This window comes from Rubrivirga litoralis (assembly GCF_031846415.1).
GTDB lineage: Bacteria > Bacteroidota > Rhodothermia > Rhodothermales > Rubricoccaceae > Rubrivirga > Rubrivirga litoralis.
On sequence record NZ_JAVRHT010000006.1, the window covers coordinates 52725 to 72923 of the forward strand.

General features: G+C 74.7%; 12 protein-coding genes. 8 read left to right on the plus strand and 4 right to left on the minus strand.

The window, feature by feature from the left end; translation table 11 throughout:
- Nucleotides 1–173: 173 nt before the first annotated feature.
- The 6 genes from RM540_RS04135 to RM540_RS04160 all read left to right on the plus strand — a co-directional run bounded on the left by RM540_RS04135 (nt 174) and on the right by RM540_RS04160 (nt 8175).
- The gene (locus RM540_RS04135; RefSeq protein ID WP_311662266.1) at nt 174–1373 is read left to right on the plus strand and encodes a L,D-transpeptidase family protein; all 1200 of its coding nucleotides are present in this window, start codon (nt 174–176) and stop codon (nt 1371–1373) included.
- A 12-nt stretch (nt 1374–1385) separates the two neighbouring features.
- Nucleotides 1386–2492 (plus strand): D-Ala-D-Ala carboxypeptidase family metallohydrolase, encoded by a 1107-nt coding sequence (locus RM540_RS04140; RefSeq protein ID WP_311662267.1) that lies wholly within the window; start codon nt 1386–1388, stop codon nt 2490–2492.
- Between the two features lie 348 nt (nt 2493–2840).
- Nucleotides 2841–4502 (plus strand): isovaleryl-CoA dehydrogenase, encoded by a 1662-nt coding sequence (locus RM540_RS04145; RefSeq protein ID WP_311662268.1) that lies wholly within the window; start codon nt 2841–2843, stop codon nt 4500–4502.
- A gap of 179 nt (nt 4503–4681) precedes the next feature.
- Nucleotides 4682–4987 carry a hypothetical protein gene (locus RM540_RS04150; RefSeq protein ID WP_311662269.1) on the plus strand — a complete coding sequence of 102 codons (306 nt, stop codon included), beginning with the start codon at nt 4682–4684 and terminating at the stop codon, nt 4985–4987.
- 100 nt (nt 4988–5087) lie between these two features.
- On the plus strand, nt 5088–5669 hold the full coding sequence (locus RM540_RS04155; protein ID WP_311662270.1) for a sigma-70 family RNA polymerase sigma factor: 582 nt from the start codon (nt 5088–5090) through the stop codon (nt 5667–5669).
- A gap of 13 nt (nt 5670–5682) precedes the next feature.
- Nucleotides 5683–8175 (plus strand): serine/threonine-protein kinase, encoded by a 2493-nt coding sequence (locus tag RM540_RS04160; protein ID WP_311662271.1) that lies wholly within the window; start codon nt 5683–5685, stop codon nt 8173–8175.
- 36 nt (nt 8176–8211) lie between these two features.
- Here RM540_RS04160 and RM540_RS04165 read toward each other — a convergent pair whose 3' ends face one another.
- The 4 genes from RM540_RS04165 to clpB all read right to left on the minus strand — a co-directional run bounded on the left by RM540_RS04165 (nt 8212) and on the right by clpB (nt 13028).
- Nucleotides 8212–9597, minus strand: a complete 1386-nt coding sequence (locus RM540_RS04165; RefSeq protein WP_311662272.1) for an OmpA family protein — start codon at nt 9595–9597, stop codon at nt 8212–8214.
- Between the two features lie 182 nt (nt 9598–9779).
- The gene (locus RM540_RS04170; protein ID WP_311662273.1) at nt 9780–10043 is read right to left on the minus strand and encodes a DUF2442 domain-containing protein; all 264 of its coding nucleotides are present in this window, start codon (nt 10041–10043) and stop codon (nt 9780–9782) included.
- On the minus strand, nt 10043–10348 hold the full coding sequence (locus RM540_RS04175; protein ID WP_311662274.1) for a DUF4160 domain-containing protein: 306 nt from the start codon (nt 10346–10348) through the stop codon (nt 10043–10045). The genes RM540_RS04170 and RM540_RS04175 overlap by 1 nt, the downstream gene beginning before the upstream one ends.
- A gap of 10 nt (nt 10349–10358) precedes the next feature.
- Nucleotides 10359–13028 carry an ATP-dependent chaperone ClpB gene (gene clpB, locus RM540_RS04180; protein ID WP_311662275.1) on the minus strand — a complete coding sequence of 890 codons (2670 nt, stop codon included), beginning with the start codon at nt 13026–13028 and terminating at the stop codon, nt 10359–10361.
- Nucleotides 13029–13294: 266 nt separating this feature from the next.
- Here clpB and RM540_RS04185 point away from each other — a divergent pair, with 266 nt between their 5' ends.
- A complete protein-coding gene (locus RM540_RS04185) occupies nt 13295–15979 on the plus strand; it encodes a response regulator (protein ID WP_311662276.1) in 2685 nt (894 codons plus the stop codon).
- A 159-nt stretch (nt 15980–16138) separates the two neighbouring features.
- A complete protein-coding gene (locus tag RM540_RS04190; RefSeq protein WP_311662277.1) occupies nt 16139–20056 on the plus strand; it encodes a PAS domain-containing hybrid sensor histidine kinase/response regulator in 3918 nt (1305 codons plus the stop codon).
- Nucleotides 20057–20199 lie beyond the last annotated feature (143 nt).

The window sequence follows — 20199 nt, forward strand, 5'->3', positions numbered from 1 at the left end:
GCGGGAGCGTCGGGCGGGGCGGGAGGGGAGGCCGGTCCAACCCGCCCCGCCCGCTCGGGTTCGGGCGGGGGCGGGGCGGGGGCGGGGCATGGGGGAAACCCTGGGTGCCCCCGCCGGGCCAATCCGTGGCGCGCCGTTTGCGTTGTCTCTGCGGCTCACCCCTCCGTCCCCACATGAACCGACTGTCACTCACGCTCTTCGGCCTCACCGCCGTCTCTGTCCTCGTCCTCACCCTGCTCCTCGTCGCCTGCGGCGACCCGGCCTACGCCGCCACCCCGCCCCCGGCGACGGCGGCGCCCGCGAGCGGGGCGCCGGCCGACTCGACCGTTCCCGCCCGGCAGCGGCTCGAAGAGGCGCTCGCGCGGTACCAGCAGGTCGCCCAGGGCGGCGGCTGGTCGACCGTCCCCGACGGCGACCTCGTCGAGCCCGGCGACACGGCGGCGACGCAGGTGCAGGCGCTCCGCGACCGGCTCGCGGCGTCGGGCGAGTTGGGCGGGGCGGACCCGGCCGGCGACGTCTACGACGGCGCCCTCGTCGGCGCGCTCGCCCGGTTCCAGGCGACGCACGGGCTCGCGGTCGACAGCCTCCTCGGTGGCAACACGCGCGCGGCCCTCAACGAGAGCGCGGACCGGCGCGTCGAGCAGATCCAGTCCACGCTCGCGCGGTGGGACGAGCTCCCCGCCTTCCCGACCGGGCCGGACGCCCGCTACGTGGTCGTCAACGTGCCCGAGTTCCGGGTGCGCGCGTTCGAGGGCGGCCGCGAGGCGCTCCAGATGGAGGTCGTCGTCGGCGCGTCGTACGACGGGCGCGAGACGCCGCTCTTCCACGACAAGATGGAGCACGTCATCTTCCGCCCGTACTGGGGCGTTCCGGCGTCGATCGCGAGCGAGGAGCTGGTGTCGCAGGGGCCGTCGGCCCTCGAAGGCAAGGGGTTCGAGATCGCCGCGAACTACAACGCCGACGCGGAGGTCTACCCCATGACGTGGGCCAACCTCCGGCGCGTCGGGGACGGCGAGCTCCGGATCCGCCAGACGCCCGGCCCCGACAACGCGCTCGGGCTCGTGAAGTACATGTTCCCCAACCAGCACGCCGTCTACCTCCACGACACGCCGGCCGACCACCTGTTCGAGGAGGCCGACCGCGCGTTCAGCCACGGCTGCATCCGCCTGGAGAGGCCGGCCGAGTTCGGCGCCTGGGTGCTCGGCCCGCAGGGCTGGGACGAGGCCCGCGTCCGCGAGAACATGACGACGGGCGACCGCGAAAAGGTGGTGCTCGACGAGGAGATCCCGGTCTACATCGTCTACCTGCCCGTCTGGGCCGACGCGGGCGGGGCGGTCCACTTTGCCCAGGACGTCTACGACGAGATCAACTAACGAGAGGGACCGGTGGCACGCGAACAGGAGACACGAGACGAGACGGCAGAGCGCGCCGCCGCGGCGCCCGACGGCTCTACGCGGCCCGAGGGCGGGGCGGCCACCCCGCCCGGGGGGCGTGCGAGCCGGCTCCGCCCGGCGTTCGCGGTCGTGGCCGTGCTCGTGGCCGTCGCCGTCGCGTTCGCGCTGACGTCCCCGCCGCCGCCTGCGCTGCCGGCGCGCGTGGCCCCGGCCGACCCCGCCCCGCCCGGGCTCCTGGGGAGCGGGGCGGCGTTCGCCGTCCGTGCCGGCGACGTCGTCGTCCCGTTCGACACGCTCGCCGTGGTCGTGCTGCCCGGCGACACGCTCGCGCTCGAAGCGCTCTACGTCGCCGGCGAGGCCGAGGCGACGGCCTCGGGCGGGGCCATCCGGCGGACCGGCCCGCGCGCGTGGACCTGGACCGCCCCGCCCACGCCGGGCCTCTCGCAGGTCCGCGTGGCGGACGCGGGCGGGGAGGCCGTCGTGCTCCAGGCGCTCGCGCTGACGCCGTTCGACCACGCCACGGACCGGATCGGGGCGTACGAGATCGGCGACTACCAGGACGAGCCGATGGGCGGCGACTCGGCCTACGACGAGCCGCTCGGGTTCGTGGCCGTGACGGCCGAGACGCGCGACGTGCCCGTCTCGCCGAACTTCACGCTGGGCGACTTCCTGGCGAAGCAGGCGTCGGGGTGGCCCAAGTACGTCGCGCTCAGCCCGCACCTCCTGATCAAGATGGAGCGCCTGCTGGCGGCCGTGAACGAGGCCGGCGTTCCCGCCCGCGACCTCACCGTCATGTCCGGCTACCGGACGCCGGCCTACAACGCGGCCATCGGCAACACGACGGTCTACAGCCGCCACCTCTACGGCGACGCCGCCGACGTCTTCGTCGACGAGGACGGCGACGGCCGCATGGACGACCTCAACGGCGACGGCGTCGTGGACCAGGCCGACGCCGAGTGGCTCGCGGCGCTCGCCGACGGCGTCGAGGCGGTGCCCCACAACGCGCGCTTGGTGGGCGGGGTGGGCATCTACGGCCCCGCCCCGCACCGTGGCCCGTTCGTCCACCTCGACACGCGCGGCTCCCGCGTACGCTGGTAGCGGCCGGGGCGGCGGCCGGGGCGGCGGCCGGGGCTACTCGTCGGCGCGTGAGCTTGGGCGGGGGAGACCGTTCGACCTACGGGCTCGGTCTGAGTGCTCTGCCAAGCCGCTACTGTGCCGGGCGGGGCGGGCGCCGAGACCGGCCGGGGAGTCCCCCTCCTGGACAACCGTCAGGTCGGCGCAGCCAGGAGGGGCTAGGGGTGGTGGGTGGGCGGGGTGGCTCAGGTGAGGCACAAACCTCCGAAACTGGTATGAGCCGCCCCGCCCGCACGCGGCACGAAACGAAGAGTAGCGGGTGCGCCCCGGCCGTACCGAGTACCCTGTACCGAGTACCTCCTCCATCCAGCCATGCACGTCGTCGCCCCCGACCCCGTCCGCGCCGTCCTCAACCAGCCGCCGCCGCTGGAGGACTACAACCCGTACGCCCAGGACGCCGCGCTGCGCGAGGCCGTCGCCCGCGAGGGGGCGGGGTGGGCCGACGGCGAGGTCGACGCGTTCGGCGCCCGGTGCGGGAGCGCCGAGGTGCTCACGTGGGGCCGGCTCGCGAATGATCACCCGCCGGTCCTGCGCACGCACGACCGCTACGGCGCGCGGCTGGACACCGTCGAGTTCCACCCGGCCTACCACGACCTCATGCGGCTGGGCATCGGGGCCGGGCTCGCGGGCCGCCCGTGGACCGACCCGCGCCCGGGCGCCCACGTCGCGCGTGGGGCGGCCCTCATGCTCCGCCACCAGGCCGACGAGGGGACGACCTGCCCCATCACGATGACGTTCGCGGCCGTCCCCACGCTCCGGCTCCAGCCCGAGATTGCGGACGAATGGGAGCCGCGCCTGCTCTCGACCGACTACGACGAGCGCTTCCGCCCCGCCCCCGACAAGCGCGGCGCGACGGTCGGCATGGCGATGACGGAGCGGCAGGGGGGGACCGACGTCCGCGCCAACGTCACGCGCGCCGAGCCCGAGGGGCGGGGCGGCCCGGGCGAGGCGTATCGGATCACGGGGCACAAGTGGTTCTGCTCGGCGCCCATGAGCGACGCCTTCCTGGTGCTCGCGCAGGCGCCGGGCGGCCTCTCGTGCTTCTGGCTCCCCCGGTTCACGCCCGACGGCGAGGTCAACGCGCTCCGGCTCCAGCGGCTCAAGGACAAGCTGGGCAACCGCTCGAACGCGTCGTCCGAGGTCGAGCTGCACGGGGCGTGGGCGCGGCTCGTGGGCGAGGAGGGGCGGGGCGTGGCGACGATCATCGAGATGGTCCGCCACACGCGGCTGGACTGCGCGCTGGGCAGCGCGGCCACGCTCCGCCGGGCGCTCGCCGAGGCGGCCCACCACGCGGCGCACCGGCACGTGTTCGGGCGCCCGCTCGCCGAGCAGCCGCTGATGCAGAACGTGCTCGCCGACCTCGCGCTCGAGAGCGAGGCGGCGACGGCGTTCGCGCTCCGCCTCGCGCGCGGGTTCGACGCCGGCGAGGCCGAGGCGCCGTTCACGCGGCTCGCCACGGCCGTCGCCAAGTATTGGGTGACCAAGCGGGCCGCGGCGGGCGTGGCCGAGGCCGTCGAGTGCCTGGGCGGGAACGGCTACGTCGAGGAGTCGGGCATGCCGCGCCTGTACCGCGACGTGCCGGTCAACGCGATCTGGGAGGGCTCGGGGAACGTCCAGTGCCTCGACGTGCTGCGGACGGCGCAGAAGGCGCCCGAGGCCGTCGAGGCCGCGCTCGCCGAGATCGCCCTCGCGCGCGGCGGCAACCGGCACCTGGACACCCACGCCGGGCGCCTCGCCCGCGACCTGGCCGCGGCGGCGGCCGACCCGGGCGGGGCGGAGGGACAGGCGCGGCGGCTCGTCGAGGCGCTCGCGCTGGGGCTCCAGGGCTCGCTCCTCGTCCGCCACGCTCCGCCCGCCGTCGCCGACGCCTTCTGCGCGGCGCGGCTGGGCGGCGGCGGCCTCGCCTTCGGGACGCTCCCGCCCGAGGCCGACGCCCGCGCCGTCGTGGAGCGCGCGTGGCCGCCATTGGCGTGAGCCGGTGGATTCGTAGGGCAGCGGACCCCGCTAGATCCGTGCGTGCCCGCCCCGCTCGCGTGGGCGGGGTGGGGGCCGTTCCGGGGGGTATCCTGGAGCCGCCCACCCCGCCCTCACGCACGGGCGGGGCACCTGCCAACTTTCTGACCCATTGACTCACCGGCCTACCGAGCGAGCCCGTGTCTGACTACGACTTTATCGGCAAGCGCGTCCGCGTCCACCTGTACACGCGCGAGGGGCAGCTGCTGGCCGCCATCGAGGGCCGCGTGGCCGACGCCTCGGCCGGCGTCGTGGTGGGCCAGGACGGGGCGGGGCGGGACATCCGCAAAGACCTCGTCTACGTCGTCGGCATCGAGCCGGGGCGGGGGGCAGACGGCGAGCCGGTCCCGTACAAGAACTCGGCGGGCGGGGAGGGCGAGGGGTGGTTCGCGGTCCAGGACGTGACCGTCATCCCCGACGCCGGGCCGGCCCTCTCGGCCAACTAGCCGCCCCGCCCGCGCAGGCTCGTCGGGCGGCGTGGAGGGGCGGGGTGGCGTAAGGCGTTTGATGACCTACCTTTCGGGCGTCAGGACCGGCTCCACCCCTATGTCTCCGCCCGCTTCCTCGGCCGAGGTCGACCGCCTGCTCGCGGCGCTCCGCGAGGGCGACGGCGGCGCGTTCGACCGGCTGCTCCCGGTCGTCTACGAGGAACTCCGGGCGCTGGCCCGGGCCGTCCGGCGGGGGCCGTCGTGCGAGACCGTGAACACGACGGCGCTCGTCCACGAGGCCTACCTCCGGCTGGCCGGCGGCGGCGGCTCGTCGGACTTCGAGGGGCGGAGCCACTTTCTGGCCGTCGCGGCCAAGGCCATGCGCCACGTGCTCGTCGACCACGCCCGGCGGCAGGGGGCGCAGAAGCGGGGCGGCGGCCTCGCCCGCGTCGAGCTCTCCGAGACGCTGGCCGACGGGGGCGGGGCGGCGCCGGACGCCCACGTGCTCGCGCTCGACCGCTCGCTCGATCAGCTGGCGGCCCTCGACAGCCGGAAGGCGCGAGTCGTCGAGTGCCGGTTTTTCGGCGAGATGAGCGTCGACGAGACGGCCGCCGCGCTCGGCGTCTCGGCCGCGACCGTCCAGCGGGACTGGCGGCTCGCGCGGGCGTGGCTCTACCGGGCGCTCTCGGACCCCGTCTAGCCGCCCCGCCCGCATGGACCCCGCCCTCACAGACACCGACCGCGCCCGCTGGCTCCGCGTCGAGGCCCTGTTTGACCGGGCGCTCGGCCTCGACGGCGACGCCCGCGCTGCGCTCCTCGACCGCGAGGCCGGCGGCGACGCCGCGCTCCGGGCCGAGGTCGCGTCGCTGCTGGCGGCCCACGACGGCGCCGGCGCCTTTTTCGAGCGCGCGGTCCGCCGGATCGCCCCGCCCGACGTGTTCGCGCCGGGCGCCCGCGTCGGGCCGTACCGCGTCGAGGCGCGCATCGGCGAGGGCGGGATGGGCGTCGTGTACCGGGCGGCCCGGGCCGACGGCGCGTTCGAGCGGACCGTCGCGCTCAAGGTGCTCCGCTTCGGAGGCGGCGACGTCCGACGCTTTCTCGCCGAGCGCCAGACGCTGGCGCGGCTGGACCACCCGGGCATCGCCCGGCTCTACGGCGGCGGCCTGGCCCCGGACGGCCGGCCTTTCTTCGCGATGGAGCTGGCCGCGGGCGAGCCGATCACGGACTACGCCGCCCGCCGCGGGCTGGGCGTCGAGGCGCGGCTCGACCTGTTCGCCGACGTGTGCGCGGCGGTCCAGTACGCCCACTCGCGGCTCGTCGTCCACCGCGACCTCAAGCCGTCGAACGTGCTCGTGTGCGACGGGGGCGGGGCGGCCTGCGTCAAGCTCCTCGACTTCGGGATCGCCAAGGCGCTCGACGACCCGGACGTGACGGTCGCCGGGTCGGCCCCGCGGACGCCGACCTACGCGGCGCCGGAGCAGGTCGCGGGCGGGGCGGTCACGACGGCGACCGACGTCTACGCCCTCGGCGCCCTGCTCTACGAGCTGCTCACGGGCCGGCGCCCCCACGCCGGCGCCACGCGCGCGGACGTCGAGCGGGCGGTGCTCAGCGACGCGCCGCCCCGCCCGAGCGTGGCCGTCCGCGCCGCCCCGCCCGAGGGCGCCCCGGCCCGAGCCGCCCCGCCCGGGGCGCCCGAGCGGCTCGCGCGCCGGCTCGCGGGCGACCTCGACCAGATCGTGCTCAAGGCGCTCCGCAAGGAGCCCGAGCGGCGCTACGACGGGGCCGCGGCGCTCGCCGCCGACGTGGCCCGCCACCGCAGCGGGCTCCCCGTCGAGGCCCGGCCCGCCACCGTGCGGTACCGCGCGGGCTCGTTCGTCCGGCGCCACCGGCTCGGCGTGGGCGGGGCGGCGGCCGGCGTGCTCGTGCTGGCGGCCGGGCTCGCGCTCGCCGTCTGGCAGGGCCGCGTGGCGACGGCCGAGCGGGACCGGGCCGAGCGGGCGGCGGCGTTCATGGTCGGGCTCCTCGGCGAGTTCGACCCGAACCAGGCCGGCGCCGAGCGGCTCGACGCCGGCGACGTGCTCGACCGCGCCGTCCGCCGCGTCGAGGCCGACCTCGACGGCGAACCGGCGGTCCAGGCCCGGCTCTACGACCACGTCGGCCAGATCTACCAGACCTACGCCCGCTACGACGACGCCGGCCGCCTGCTCCGGCGGGCGCTCGACGCCCGCCGCGCGCTCTACGGCCGCGCGCACCGCGAGGTGGCCGAGAGCCTCAACCACCTCGCCTGGCTCGCCTTCGCGCAGGGCGACTACGGCGCGGCCGACTCGCTGTACGCGGCGGCCCTCGACGTGGAGACGGCGGCCGAGGGGCGGCGGACGCCGACGGCGGCCGAGGCCATCGAGGGCCGCGGGCTCCTCCGCCGGGCGGCCGGCGACCCCGACGGCGGCGTCCCGTTCGTCCGCGAGGCGCTCGCCATCCGCGAGGCGACGCTCGGGGCCGAGGCCCCCGAGGTGTACGCCTCGGTCAGCGCGCTCGCTACGCTCCACCACGTGGCGGGTCGCCCCGCCCAGGCCGCCCCGCTCTTCCGTCGGGCCATCGAGGGGCGGCGGCGGGCGCTCGGCGCCCACATCCTCACGGCCCAGTCGCTGAGCGACTACGGCGCGGCCCTCGCCGACCTGGGCGACGTGGGCGGGGCGGCGGCCGCCCACCGCGAGGCGCTCGCCGTCCGCCGCGGGCTCCTGGGCCGCTCGCACCCGCACGTGGCGCAGAGCCTGAGCCACCTCGGGTGGGCGCTCCAGACGCAAGGCCGCTACGCGGACGCCGAGCCGCTCTACCGCGAGGCGCTCGCCGGCCGCCGCGCGCACCTCGGGCCGGACCACGCCTCGGTGGGCAACAGCCTCCTCTTGCTCGGCGAAATCCGCCTGCTCCAGGGCGACGCCGGCGGGCTCGACGAGGTCGCCGACGGCGTCGCCACGCTCGCCCGTGCGCTCGGGCCGGACCACCCGACGGCGCTCGCGGCCGAGCGCCGCTGGATCACCAACCTCGACCGCGCCGGGCGGGGCGGGGCGGCCCGCGCCCGGGCCGCGCGCCTGCTCCCGCGCCTCCGCCGCGTGCTCGGGCCGGACCACGAGAAGACGCGGGAGTGCGAGCGGCGGGCCGCCGACGTCGAGGCCGCCCCGCCCGCACCCTCGTCTGACTCAGTGTAGGCCACCCCGCCCCGGGCTCCGGGCGGGGCGGAGGCTTCACAAACCGACGATCTCGACGCGCCGGTTCTGCTCGCGCCCGGCCGCCGTGTCGTTCGAGGCGATGGGCTGGTCCTCGCCCATGCCGACGGCTTCGAGCCTCGACGGCGAGACGCCGCGGCCCGTCAGCCACGCCGCGACGGCGTCGGCGCGCTGCTGGCTGAGGCGCCGGTTCGTGTCCGCCCCGCCCGAGGCGTCCGTGTGGCCCTCGATGCGGACGCGGAGCCCGGGGGCGTCTTCGAGGGCAGCGAGCAGCTGGGTCAGCTCGGCCGTGGACGAGCCCGTGAGCTGGGCGCTCCCGCTCTCGAACAGGATGCCGCGCGCCGTCACGCGGCCGCCGGTCGAAAGCGCGCCGTAGCCCGTCTCCTGGCCGCCGGAGCCCACGCGCAGGTTGTCGATGTACACCGTCTCTTCGGCGTAGGAGCCCGAGTATCTCTGGACGAAAAAGATGAGCTCCGAGCCCGGCGCTAGCTGGGCGTTTGGGATGTTGACCACCCGCGTCTCGTCGAGGTAGACCTTGAGGTAGGTCCCGTCCATCGTCGCGCGGACGGGGACGTAGCGCTCGGCTAGGGGCGCGTACCCTCCGAACGCGCCCGTACCACTGGAGCTGCCATCGGGAGCGATGAACCCGGTCTGATGCGGGACGCGGCCCGTGCCGCTGGCGATCCGGAAGGCGGTCATGTCCATCCAGGCCACGGCCTGCTCGCACGAGCGCATCCCGTCGAGCCGGCTGTACTCGTCGATCTTCGTCGTCGTGATGCAGAGCGCGGCGTTGGGCTCCATGTAGACGTCGAACTCGATCGTGAACAGGTCCGGCCGCTCGCCCATCGGGACGCCGAACATGGACTCGCGCAGCACGCGGAGCACCTTGTTGCCGCGGTCCTCGACGACGTCCATCTCGCCTTTGATGAACCGGATGGAGCCGGGGACGTTGCCGGTCCGCGTGCCCTCGAAGTCGTCCTCGAAGAGCGTGCGGGCGCCGGGCTCGAAGTCGAAGCCCGTGTTCGTGACGCCGGGGCGCGGCGGGCCGGCCGAGCCGGGCGCGCGGACGATCGCGCCCTCGACGTCGTCGGCGTCCACCGGGTTGCCGTTGCGGTCGACGGGCGTCCCGTCGCGGTCAACCAGGACCACGTTCTCGCCGCGGCCCGTCGCTTGGCGAACGCACGCGTCGTCGTCGAACGCGCAGCGGACGGCGTCCTCGCCGGCCGCGAACGCTCCGTCGATGGCGCCGTTGACGGCCCGGTTGGTCCGGTTGTCGATCTGACGGTTGAGGGCGCGCTCGGCGGCCTGGCCCGCGCGGTCCATGATGCGGTCGCCCGCGGCGCAGCCGGCCAGGGAGAGGCCGAGGACGGCGACGAGGAGGAGCGGGGCGGGGCGGTGGCGCATGGGCGGGGTGGTCGTGGGGGTCCACCCTCTACCACGGAGTTTGCGGCCCCGGCCGGTCACGCGAGCCAAGAACCGCCCCGCCCGTGCGGGGCCGCCAGGGCGGGGCGGCGGACCACCCCGCCCGCGCTACGCCTCGCCGGCCGGTGCCCTCGGGCGGGGCGGTTCTGAACGCCGCCCCGCCCTCAGCGAGCCCTTCCGGCGGAGGCGCCGACTTCCTCGCCTCTCGCGAAGACCGTCCCGGGATCGAAGTCGTGCCCCTCCGGCCACGTTACCGTCCCCGCCTCGACGCGGACCTGGGCAAAGTAGCCGGGGTCCGCGAGGCGCTGGAAAAAGTCGCTCCGCTGGAACGGCCGGGTGTCGAACAGTCGCTCCTCGCCGGACGCGAACCGGACGTGCAGAACCCCCTCATGGGCGGGGCGGGCCGAGACGATGGTGCGGAGGGCCATCAGCGGAGGGGGTCGATCTTGAACACGGGCTCGCCGGCCGCCGCCAATGCCCAGTTGGCTTCGAGCTCTTCAGCGTGGATCTCCATCCAGGCCTGGGCCAGCTTCAGCTTACCGCGGGGGAGGGTTCCGTCGAGAACCTCGCCGTCCGGGATGCGCAGGGCGGCCTCCTCCCCCTGGTACTTGACGTGGACGTGGGGCTCGTGGTGCTGACCCTCGTCGTAGAAGTACAGGTAAACGACGAGGCCGTAGTAGCAAGGAGACCGCAGGCATCGGTCCGAGGCGCGGGCGGGGCAACGTACACCCACCCCGCCCGCGCTACGCCTCGCCCGCCGGCGCCATCGGCACGTCCGCGCCGTCGCCCTCGGGCGGGGCGGGGCGGCCGCGCGAGGTTTCGAGCGCCACCCCGCCCCCAGGCGCGGCGACGACCGTGACCGTGTCGCCGTCGGAGACGAGGCCGGCCAGGATCTGCTCGGCCAGCTTGTTGGCCACCTGGCGCTGGAGCACGCGCTTGAGCGGGCGTGCGCCGAACGCGGCGTCGAACCCCTCGGCCGCGACGGCGTCGGCGGCCGCGTCGGTCAGCACGAGGCGGAGGCCGTGCGACTTCTCGGCCATCCGCCGCGTCCGGTCGAACTGGATGGCGACGATCTGGCGGATCTGGTCGCGGCCCAGCGGGCGGAACACGACGGTCTCGTCGATCCGGTTGAGGAACTCGGGCCGGAGCCGCGTGCGCAGGAGCGCCAGGAGCTCGTCGCGGAGCCGGTCGAGCTCGTCTTCCGTCACGTCCTGGCCCTGCCCGAGCTGCTGCGTGATGAGCTCCGACCCCAGGTTCGAGGTCATGATGATGAGCGTGTTCGAAAAGTCGACCACGCGGCCCTTCGAGTCCGTCAGGCGGCCGTCGTCGAGCACTTGCAGGAGCACGTTGTAGACCTCGGGGTGCGCCTTCTCGAACTCGTCCAGGAGCACGACCGAGTACGGCCGGCGGCGGACGGCCTCGGTCAGCTGCCCGCCCTCGTCGTAGCCCACGTAGCCGGGAGGCGCGCCGACGAGGCGCGAGACCGTGTGGCGCTCCTGGTACTCCGACATGTCGATGCGCACGAGCGCGTTCTCGTCGTCGAACAGCTGCTCGGCGAGCGCCTTCGCCAGCTCGGTTTTGCCCACGCCCGTCGTTCCGAGGAAGATGAACGAGCCCAGCGGGCGGCTCGCCTCCTGGAGCCCCGCCCGGCTCCGGCGGACCGCGTTCGCGACGGCCTCGACGGCCTCGGGCTGCCCGACAACGCGCTTTTCGAGCTCGCGCTCCAGGTGCAGGAGCTTCTCGCGCTCGGTCGCCAGCATCCGCGAGACCGGGATGCCCGTCGAGCGCGAGACGACGTCGGCGATGTCCTCGGCGTCGACCTCCTCCTTGAGCATCGCCCCGCCCTCCTGGACCTCGGCGAGCCGCGCCGTCGTGGCGTCGATGGTCTCCTGGAGCTCGGGGATCTGGCCGTAGCGGATCTCGGCCACGCGGCCGAACTCGCCCTGGCGCTCCAGGTCGGCCGCCTCGGTCTTGAGCCGGTCGATCTCGGCCTTCGACTCCTTGATCGTCATGACCAGGTCGCGCTCCTGCTCCCAGCGCGCGCGGAGCCGGTCGCGCTCCTCCTCCAGGTCGGCCAGGCGCGCCGAGATCTCCTCCACCCCGCCCTCGTCGCCCTCGCGCTTGACGGCCTCGCGGGCGATCTCCTGCGTGCGGACCTCGCGCTCGACGCGGTCGAGCTCCTCGGGCGTCGAGTCGATCTCGAGCCGGAGCCGCGACGCCGCCTCGTCGACGAGGTCGATGGCCTTGTCGGGCAGAAAGCGGTTGGTGACGTAGCGGTCCGAGAGCTCGGCCGCCGCCACGATCGCCCCGTCCGTGATGCGGACGCCGTGGTGGAGCTCGTAGCGGTCCTTGATCCCGCGCAGGATCGCGACGGTGTCCTCGACCGACGGCTCGGCCACGAGCACCATCTGGAAGCGCCGTTCGAGCGCCTTGTCCTTTTCGAAGTACTTCTGGTACTCGTCCAGCGTCGTCGCCCCGATCGCGCGGAGCTCGCCGCGCGCGAGCGCCGGCTTGAGGATGTTGGCCGCGTCCATGGCGCCCTCCCCGCCCCCGGCGCCCACGAGCGTGTGGATCTCGTCGATGAACAGGACGACCTCGCCGTCCGAGTCGGCCACCTCCTTTACGACCGCCTTGAGGCGGTCCTCGAACTCGCCGCGGTACTTGGCGCCGGCGATGAGCGCGCCCATGTCGAGCGCGAGGATGCGCTTCGAGCGGAGCCCCTCGGGCACGTCGCCCTCGACGATGCGGATGGCGAGCCCCTCGGCGATCGCCGTCTTGCCCACGCCGGGCTCGCCGACGAGGACTGGGTTGTTTTTGGTGCGGCGGCTCAGGATCTGGAGCACGCGGCGGATCTCCTCGTCGCGGCCGATGACCGGGTCGATGCGCCCCTTGCGGGCGGCCTCGTTGAGGTCGCGGGCGTAGCGGTTGAGCGCGTCGTACTTGGACTCGGCGTAGGGGTCCTGCACGCGCTGCCCGCCGCGCACCTGCTGGAGCACGCCGAGCACGGCGTCCTTGGTCACGCCCTGGCTCTGGAGCGCGTTGGCCACCCCGCCCTCGCCCTCGGCGAGGGCCATGAGCAGGTGCTCCGACGCGACGTACTCGTCGCCCAGCGCCTCGGCCTCCTGGAGCGCGGCGTCGAACGCGCGGTTGAGCGCGTCGCCGACGTACTGGCCGGACACCGACGCGCCGGTCACGGTCGGGAGCTTCTCGATGGCCCGGTCGGCGAGGGCCGAGAGCGTCTCGGCGTTGGCCCCGAGCCGCGAGAGGAGCGTGGGCACGAGGCCGCCCTCGTCCTGGAGGAACGCCTTGAGCAGGTGGGGCGGCTCGAGCCCCTGGTTGTTCTCGGCCTGCGCGATCTCGAGCGCGGCCTGGACGGCCTCTTGGGCCTTGACGGTAAACTTCTGGAGGTTCATGGGCGGGGTGGTCGGTTCGGCGGTCAGAGTGGCGGACGCCGGCGGATCAGAGTCGTTTCCCCTCCATCGGCGAAGGCCGTGCCAGGGGCGGGGCGGCTGCCACCATGGCAGCCGTTATTGGGAAAGAGTCGGCGGCCCCGTCTGCCGCCCCGCCCGCGGGAGCGGGGCGGACCCGGGCGGGGCGGAATGTCAGGTGGAAAGAGCGCGGCGATTTAGGAGCGGGGCGGCCTGCCGATACCCGCTCCTCGCGTAGCGCCGTCACGCCCATGAGCCCACTCTCGATGAGCAGAGCCGACGTTCACCCGACGCTGATGGGCGTCCGGTGGGTGGCCTCGGCGGCCGCGGTCGCGATCCCGTTTTTCTGGATCACGTTCTACCTCCAGGACCCGAGCTACGACGACCCGTTCGTCGGGCGGCTCGCTCTGGCCACGCTGCCGCTCGGGCTGGTCGTTGCGACGTTCGTGAGCAGTCGGGTACAGCGGCGGCCGGGCCTGGTCGTCGTGCCGGTGGCCTACGCCGTCGTCGGGTACTTCGGGTGGGTCTCGCTCCGCAACGGGTACGACGGGCCGTGGGCGGTGGGGCAGATGTTCCCCACGTTCGCCTGCGCCCTCGTGGTGGGGTTCATGAGCGACAGCGCCCGGCGCACGGGCTGGCTGCTGGTGGGGCTCACGGCCCTCAACTCGGCGTTCGTTCTCCTCACACCCGAGCCCGGGATTCAGCCGGCGCTGGCCGTCGGAGCCTTCGTCTTTATCGGGATCAGCACCTACGTCATGGCCGCCGCGCGGCTCCGGGCGATCCAGGAGCTGTCGGAGACGAGCCGCCAGGTGGCGGCCCACCAGCGCGAGACGGAGGAGAACCGGCGGGTGCTGCGGACCCTCCTCGACGCGCTCCCCGACGCCATCTTCGTCGTCGACCGCGAGGGCCGGTTCGTCACCGCCAACGCCGTCAGCGTCGCTCAGTCGACAGTCGATGCCCTCTGTGACCTGGTCGGGAAGCGGGCGCACGACGTGTTCTCGCCGGCCGTCGCGTCGCTGATCCACAGCGGGCGGCTCCCGGTCCTCGAAACGGGCCGCGCCATCTTCGACACGGAACACGTCTACCCCGACGTGGGCGGGGGCGCCCGCGTGGTCTCGACGACGCGCGTCCCCCTGTACGACCGCGAGGGCGGGGTGGTCGGCGTCGTCGGGATCACGCGCGACGTGACCGAGCAGCACGAGGCCCGGGCCGCGCTCCTCGCCGCGAAGGAGGCGGCCGAGGCGTCGACGCGGGCGAAGAGCGAGTTCCTGGCCAACATGAGCCACGAGATCCGCACGCCCATGAACGGCGTCGTCGGCATGACGTCGCTCCTGCTCGGCACGGCCCTCGACGACGAGCAGCGCGAGTTCGTCGAGACCGTGCGCACGAGCGGCGACGCGCTCCTCACGCTCATCAACGACATCCTCGACTTCTCCAAGATCGAGGCCGGGCACCTCGACCTCGAAGCCCACCCGTTCGACGTGCGGCAGGCGGTCGAGGACGCGCTCGACCTCGTCGCGCAGCGCGCGGCGGCTACGGGCGTTGAGCTGGCCTACCACGTCGAAGACGGCGTCCCCCAGCAGGTCGTCGGGGACATGACGCGCGTCCGGCAGGTGCTGGTGAACCTGCTCTCGAACGCGGTCAAGTTCACGCACGAGGGGAGCGTGTGCGTCCGCGTCTCGGCCGCCCCGCCCGAGGCCGCCCCGCCCGAGGCCGCCCCGCCCGAGGCCGACGTGCTGGGCAAGAGCGGGCCGGTCATGCCCGGCGAGGGCGGGGCGGTCGCGCTCCGGTTCGCGGTCGAGGACACGGGCATCGGGATCGCCGCCGACAAGGTGGACGCCGTGTTCGGGAGCTTCACGCAGGCCGACGCCTCGACGACGCGGGAATACGGGGGGACCGGGCTGGGGCTCGCCATCAGCCGCCGGCTCGTCGAGCTGATGGGCGGCGAGATCGGGGCCGAGTCGGAGGCCGGCGTGGGGTCTACGTTCACGTTCTCGGTCGCCGTCACGGTGGTGGCAGGCGAGCGCCAGGCGTTCCTCCAGCGCGAGCAGCCGGCGCTCGACGGCCGCCGCGTGCTCGTCGTCGACGACCACGCCGTCAACCGCGAGATCCTGACGCGGGTGGTGGAGCGCTGGGGCATGACGGCGGACGCGGTCGCCTCGGGCGGGGCGGGGCTCGCGGCGGTGGCCGAGGCGGACGGGGCGGGGCGGCCGTACGACCTCGTGCTCCTCGACATGCAGATGCCCGAGATGAACGGCGTGGAGACGGCCCAGCACCTCCAGGCGCGGCGCGCCGAGGCCGGCGACGGCCCCGCCGTCGTCCTGCTGACGTCGATCAACCGGGACGCCTCGCTCCGGGAGCGGGCGGCGGCGGCCGGCGTCCAGGCCGTGCTCTACAAGCCGACCAAGCCGGCTTCCCTCCACCGGACGGTCCTGGGCCTGTTCGGGGGCGGCTCCGACGGGCCGGACGCGGCGCCCGAGCGGCGGACGGCGTGGGTGGCTCGGCCGGGCGGGGCGGCGGCCGGCTCCGCTGCGCGGCCCCTCCGCATCCTGGTCGCCGAGGACAACGCGGTCAACCAGAAGGTGGCCCTCCGCCTGCTCGACCGCATCGGCTACACGGCCGACGTCGTCGCCGACGGCGCCGAGGCCGTCGACGCCGTCCAGCGGCAGGCCTACGACGTCGTACTCATGGACATGCAGATGCCCCACGTGGACGGGCTCGAAGCCACGCGCCGCATCCGCGCCGACCCCAACATCCACCAGCCCCGCGTCATCGCGCTCACGGCGAACGCGATGCGCGGCGACCGCGAGCTGTGCCTGGACGCCGGGTGCGACAGCTACCTCTCGAAGCCGGTCAACCGGGAGTCCCTGGCGGCGGCCATCGCGTCCGTCGCGGCGGGGCCGGCGGCCTCCGAGGCGGACCCGTTGCCCGCGTAGCGCCGGCAGGACCACCCCGCCCTCACACCCCGCTCAGCCGCCCCGCCCGGTTGCCCTGCCGCGCGAGGGCGGGGCGGTCTGCCCCGCTGCGCGTGGGCGGGGCGGTTTCTATAGTCCCGCCCCGCCCGGCCGATACCCGACGGGCGCCCCTCCGCCGCCATGCCGCTGCCCCCCGCCCTGCCACCCCGCCCCCACCACGAAGCCGGGGGGAAGGCCCTCGCCGAGTTCCGGTGGATGATGGGGATCGGCGCCGTCGCGAGCGTCGCCTTTTGGCTCCCGTACCGGCTCCTGGACCCGACGTACGTCGACCCTCTCGCCTACCGAGTCGCGTGCGCCGCGGTTTGCTCCGCGGTCATCGCGCTCACCCTCGTCTCCGCCGGCGTCCGCCGGAGGATCTACCCCGTCTCGGTCGTCGTGGCGTGCGGCCTGGTCGCGTACTTCACGTGGCTGGGAGTCCTCAACGGGCTGGACGGACCGTGGACCATGGGGATCTTCGTCGTGGGGAGCGGGCCGGCCATCATCATCGCACTGTACTCCCCGTCGACACGGTCCGTGTGGGGCGGGGTGGGGGCGCTCGTGGCGACCATGGCCGCTACGCTCGCCGTCGCCGGGGCGCCGGTCGGCGAGGCTCTCCTCCTCGTGTCGAACTTCGCCGTCATCGCCTCGCTCATCGCGATTACCGGGGCTGTCCACGTCCACGTGACGCGGGCGCTGCGGCGGAGTCGGGACGGCGTGGCCGCGCGGGAGCGGCTGCTGCGGACGCTCGTCGACGCCATCCCCGACGCCATCTTCGTCCGCGACGCCGAGGGCCGGTGCGTGGTGCGGAACGTCGCCGACGCCCGGCTGATCGGGCACGACGACCCGGCCGAGACAATCGGGCTCACCGTGTTCGACACGCTCCCCGCCCCGCTCGCCGCCGAGGTCGCGGCGGGGGACCAGGCCGTGATGGCGTCCGGCGAGGCCGTCCACGACCAGGAGGACTTCTACACAACCTCGGACGGCCGCGAGGTGTGGCTCTCGACGACGAAGGTCCCGCTCCGCGACGAGGGCGGGGCGGTCGTCGGGCTCGTCGGCGTCTCGCGCGACGTGACCGAGGCGAAGCGGGCCGAGGCCGCGCTCGTCGCCGCCAAGGAGGCCGCCGAAGACGAGCGGCGCGAGGCCGAGGAGCAGCGGGTCCTCCTCAGGACCGTCATCGACAGCCTCCCGGACTACGTCTACGTCAACGACCGGGCGGGGCGGTGCGTCACGCGGAACGCCTCGTGCTCGGCCATGCTGGGGTACGACCACGTCGAGGACGGCCTGGGCACGACGCCGTTCGACGTGCTCCCCGAGCCGGTGGCCCGGTACGACTGGGAGCGGCAGGTCCACGTGATGGAGACGGGCGAGACGCTGAGCGACGAGCAGTCGCTGACCATCGCCGGCGAGGAGCGGTGGTTCCACACGTCGAAGGTCCCGCTCCGGCAGGCCAACGGCGAGGTCGCTGGGCTCGTCGGCATCTTCCGCGACGTGACCGAGGCGCGGGCCGCCGAGGCCGCGCTCCGCGAGGCGAAGCGGGCGGCCGAGGCCCGCGAGCGCGAGGCGGAGGGGCAGCACGCGCTGCTCCGCGCGGTGATCGACACGGTCCCCGACGTCGTCGTCGCGATTGACAGGGACGGCCGCGTCCTCGCGGCCAACGTGGCCAGCCTCGCCGACGCGACGGTCGACTCGGTCGAGGCCGCCGTGGGGCGGTCGGTGTTCGAGGTGTTTGTCGGCTCGATGGCCAAGCAGATCTTCCGGAGCCGCCTCCCCGTGTTGGAGTCGGGCGAGGCCATCCTCGACGTGGAGCACCCGCTCGCCCGTCCCGACGGCGAGGAGCGGACAGGGCTAACCTCGCGGGTCCCGCTCTGCGACGGGGGCGGGGCGGTCGTCGGCGTGGTCGGCGTCACGCGCGACGTGACCGACGAGCGCCGCGCGCGGGCTGCCGTCGAGGACCAGAAGCGGCTGCTCCAGGCAACCGTCGACGCGCTCCCGCTCTCGGTCCTCGTCATGGACGCCGACTTCCGCGTCGCCCTCGCCAACGCCGACGCCAGCCGGTACAATCCGGTCGCGGCGCCCAGCGACATAATCGGGAAGCGGGCGGCCGACACGCTCCCCCCGGCGCTCGCCTGCGACATCGAAGGCCGGATGCAGGCCGTCCTCAAACGGAACGCGCCGGGCTGCCCGTTCGAGCACCCGCTCCTCAACGGGACCGGCGACCGGCGTACGGCCGAGACCACGCACGTCCCGCTCCGCGACGCCGCGGGCGGGGCGGTCGGGGTCATCGCCGTTACGCGCGACGTGACGGTCGAGCGGGAGGCCCAGAGCGCGCTGGTCGCGGCCAAGGAGGCGGCCGAGGCGTCGACGCGGGCGAAGAGCGAGTTCCTGGCCAACATGAGCCACGAGATCCGCACGCCCATGAACGGCGTCGTCGGCATGACGTCGCTCCTGCTCGGCACGGCCCTCGACGACGAGCAGCGCGAGTTCGTCGAGACCGTGCGCACGAGCGGCGACGCGCTCCTCACGCTCATCAACGACATCCTCGACTTCTCGAAGATCGAAGCCGGGCACCTCGACCTCGAGGAGGCCCCCTTCGATGTGCGGCAGGTGGTCGAGGACGCGCTCGACCTCGTGGCCCGGCCGGCGGCCGAGAAGGGCGTCGAGCTCGTCCACCTTGTCGATGCCGAGGTCCCGGCCGCCGTCGTCGGCGACGCGACGCGCGTGCGGCAGGTGCTGGTGAACCTGCTCTCGAACGCGGTCAAGTTCACGCACGAGGGGAGCGTGTGCGTCCGCGTCTCGGCCGCCCCGCCCGAGGCCGCCCCGCCCGAGGCCGCCCCGCCCGAGGCCGCCCCGCCCGAGGCCGCCCCGCCCGAGGCCGACGCGCTGGGCGAGGGCGGGGCGGTCGCGCTCCGGTTCGCGGTCGAAGACACGGGCATCGGGATCGCCTCTGACAAGCTCGACCACGTGTTCGGGAGCTTCACGCAGGCCGACGCCTCGACGACGCGGGAGTACGGGGGGACCGGGCTGGGGCTCGCCATCAGCCGGCGGCTCGTCGAGCTGATGGGCGGCGAGATCGGCGTCGAGAGCGAAGCCGGCGTGGGGTCCACGTTCGCGTTCACCGTCCCGCTCGGCGTCGCGCGCCCGCCCCGCCCGCTGGCCCGCCGGGACGCCACGCTCGGGGGGCGCCGCGTGCTCGTCGTCGACGACAACGGGGTGGGCCGCGGGGTCCTCGCGCACCTTGTCGCCCGGTGGGGGGGCGAAGTCGAGGAGGCGGCGTCGGGGCCGGAGGCGCTCGCCGCCGTCGACCGCGCGGCGGGGGCGGGGCGGCCGGTCGACGTCGTCGTCCTCGACACGCAGATGCCCGGGATGAGCGGGCTCGACGTGGCCCAGGCGCTCGCCGCGCGCCCGGACGGGGCCGACTGCCCGGCCGTCGTCATGCTCACGTCGATCACGCGCGACCGCGCGGTCCGCGAGCAGGCGCTCGCCGCCGGCGCTTGCGCCGTGCTCTACAAGCCGGTCAAGCCGGACGCCCTCTTCGGCGCCCTCACCAACGCGCTCGCTTCGCCCTGCCCCGACGACGACGGTGGGGTGGGCGACGCCCCAGATGTGGGCGATACCCCGGACGCGGGCGGCACGCTCATCGTCCGGGCGGAGCGGGCTCCGCCCACTGTCCGCATCCTGCTGGCCGAGGACAACGTGGTCAACCAGAAGGTGGCCCTCCGCCTGCTCCAGCGGCTCGGCCACACGGCCGACGTGGTGGCCGACGGGGTCGAGGCCCTCGACGCGCTGGCCCTGCGCCCCTACGACCTCGTGCTCATGGACGTGCAGATGCCGCGGATGGACGGGCTCGAAGCCACGCGCCGCATCCGGGCCGACCTCCCGCCCGACCGCCAGCCCTACGTCCTCACGCTGACGGCGAACGCCATGCGCGGCGACCGCGAAACGTGCCTGGACGCCGGCGCCGACGACTACCTCACCAAGCCCGTCACCCTCGACGGCCTCCGCGACGCGCTCGCCAAAGCGGCCGGTCTGGGCCGCCCCGCCCCCGTGGCGGCGGCGTAGGGCGGGGCGGCGCGCGCAGGACGACCGTGCGCCTGGACCGGCGCGCGCGCGGACGCTGCGGACCGCCCGCCCCGCCCAGGAAGCGGGCGGGGTGGGACGCGGTCCCCGCCCCGACCGCCGCGGGATGGCGCTTGGCTTTCGCG

Excerpts from the sequence above, each read along its gene's own strand:
- RM540_RS04135 (WP_311662266.1), top strand. The coding sequence starts at position 174 with ATGAACCGACTGTCACTCACGCTCTTCGGCCTCACCGCCGTCTCTGTC.
- RM540_RS04145 (WP_311662268.1), top strand. The coding sequence starts at position 2,841 with ATGCACGTCGTCGCCCCCGACCCCGTCCGCGCCGTCCTCAACCAGCCG.
- RM540_RS04155 (WP_311662270.1), top strand. The coding sequence starts at position 5,088 with ATGTCTCCGCCCGCTTCCTCGGCCGAGGTCGACCGCCTGCTCGCGGCG.
- RM540_RS04160 (WP_311662271.1), top strand. The coding sequence starts at position 5,683 with ATGGACCCCGCCCTCACAGACACCGACCGCGCCCGCTGGCTCCGCGTC.
- RM540_RS04165 (WP_311662272.1), bottom strand. The coding sequence starts at position 9,597 with ATGCGCCACCGCCCCGCCCCGCTCCTCCTCGTCGCCGTCCTCGGCCTC.
- RM540_RS04170 (WP_311662273.1), bottom strand. The coding sequence starts at position 10,043 with ATGGCCCTCCGCACCATCGTCTCGGCCCGCCCCGCCCATGAGGGGGTT.
- clpB (WP_311662275.1), bottom strand. The coding sequence starts at position 13,028 with ATGAACCTCCAGAAGTTTACCGTCAAGGCCCAAGAGGCCGTCCAGGCC.
- RM540_RS04185 (WP_311662276.1), top strand. The coding sequence starts at position 13,295 with ATGAGCCCACTCTCGATGAGCAGAGCCGACGTTCACCCGACGCTGATG.
- RM540_RS04190 (WP_311662277.1), top strand. The coding sequence starts at position 16,139 with ATGCCGCTGCCCCCCGCCCTGCCACCCCGCCCCCACCACGAAGCCGGG.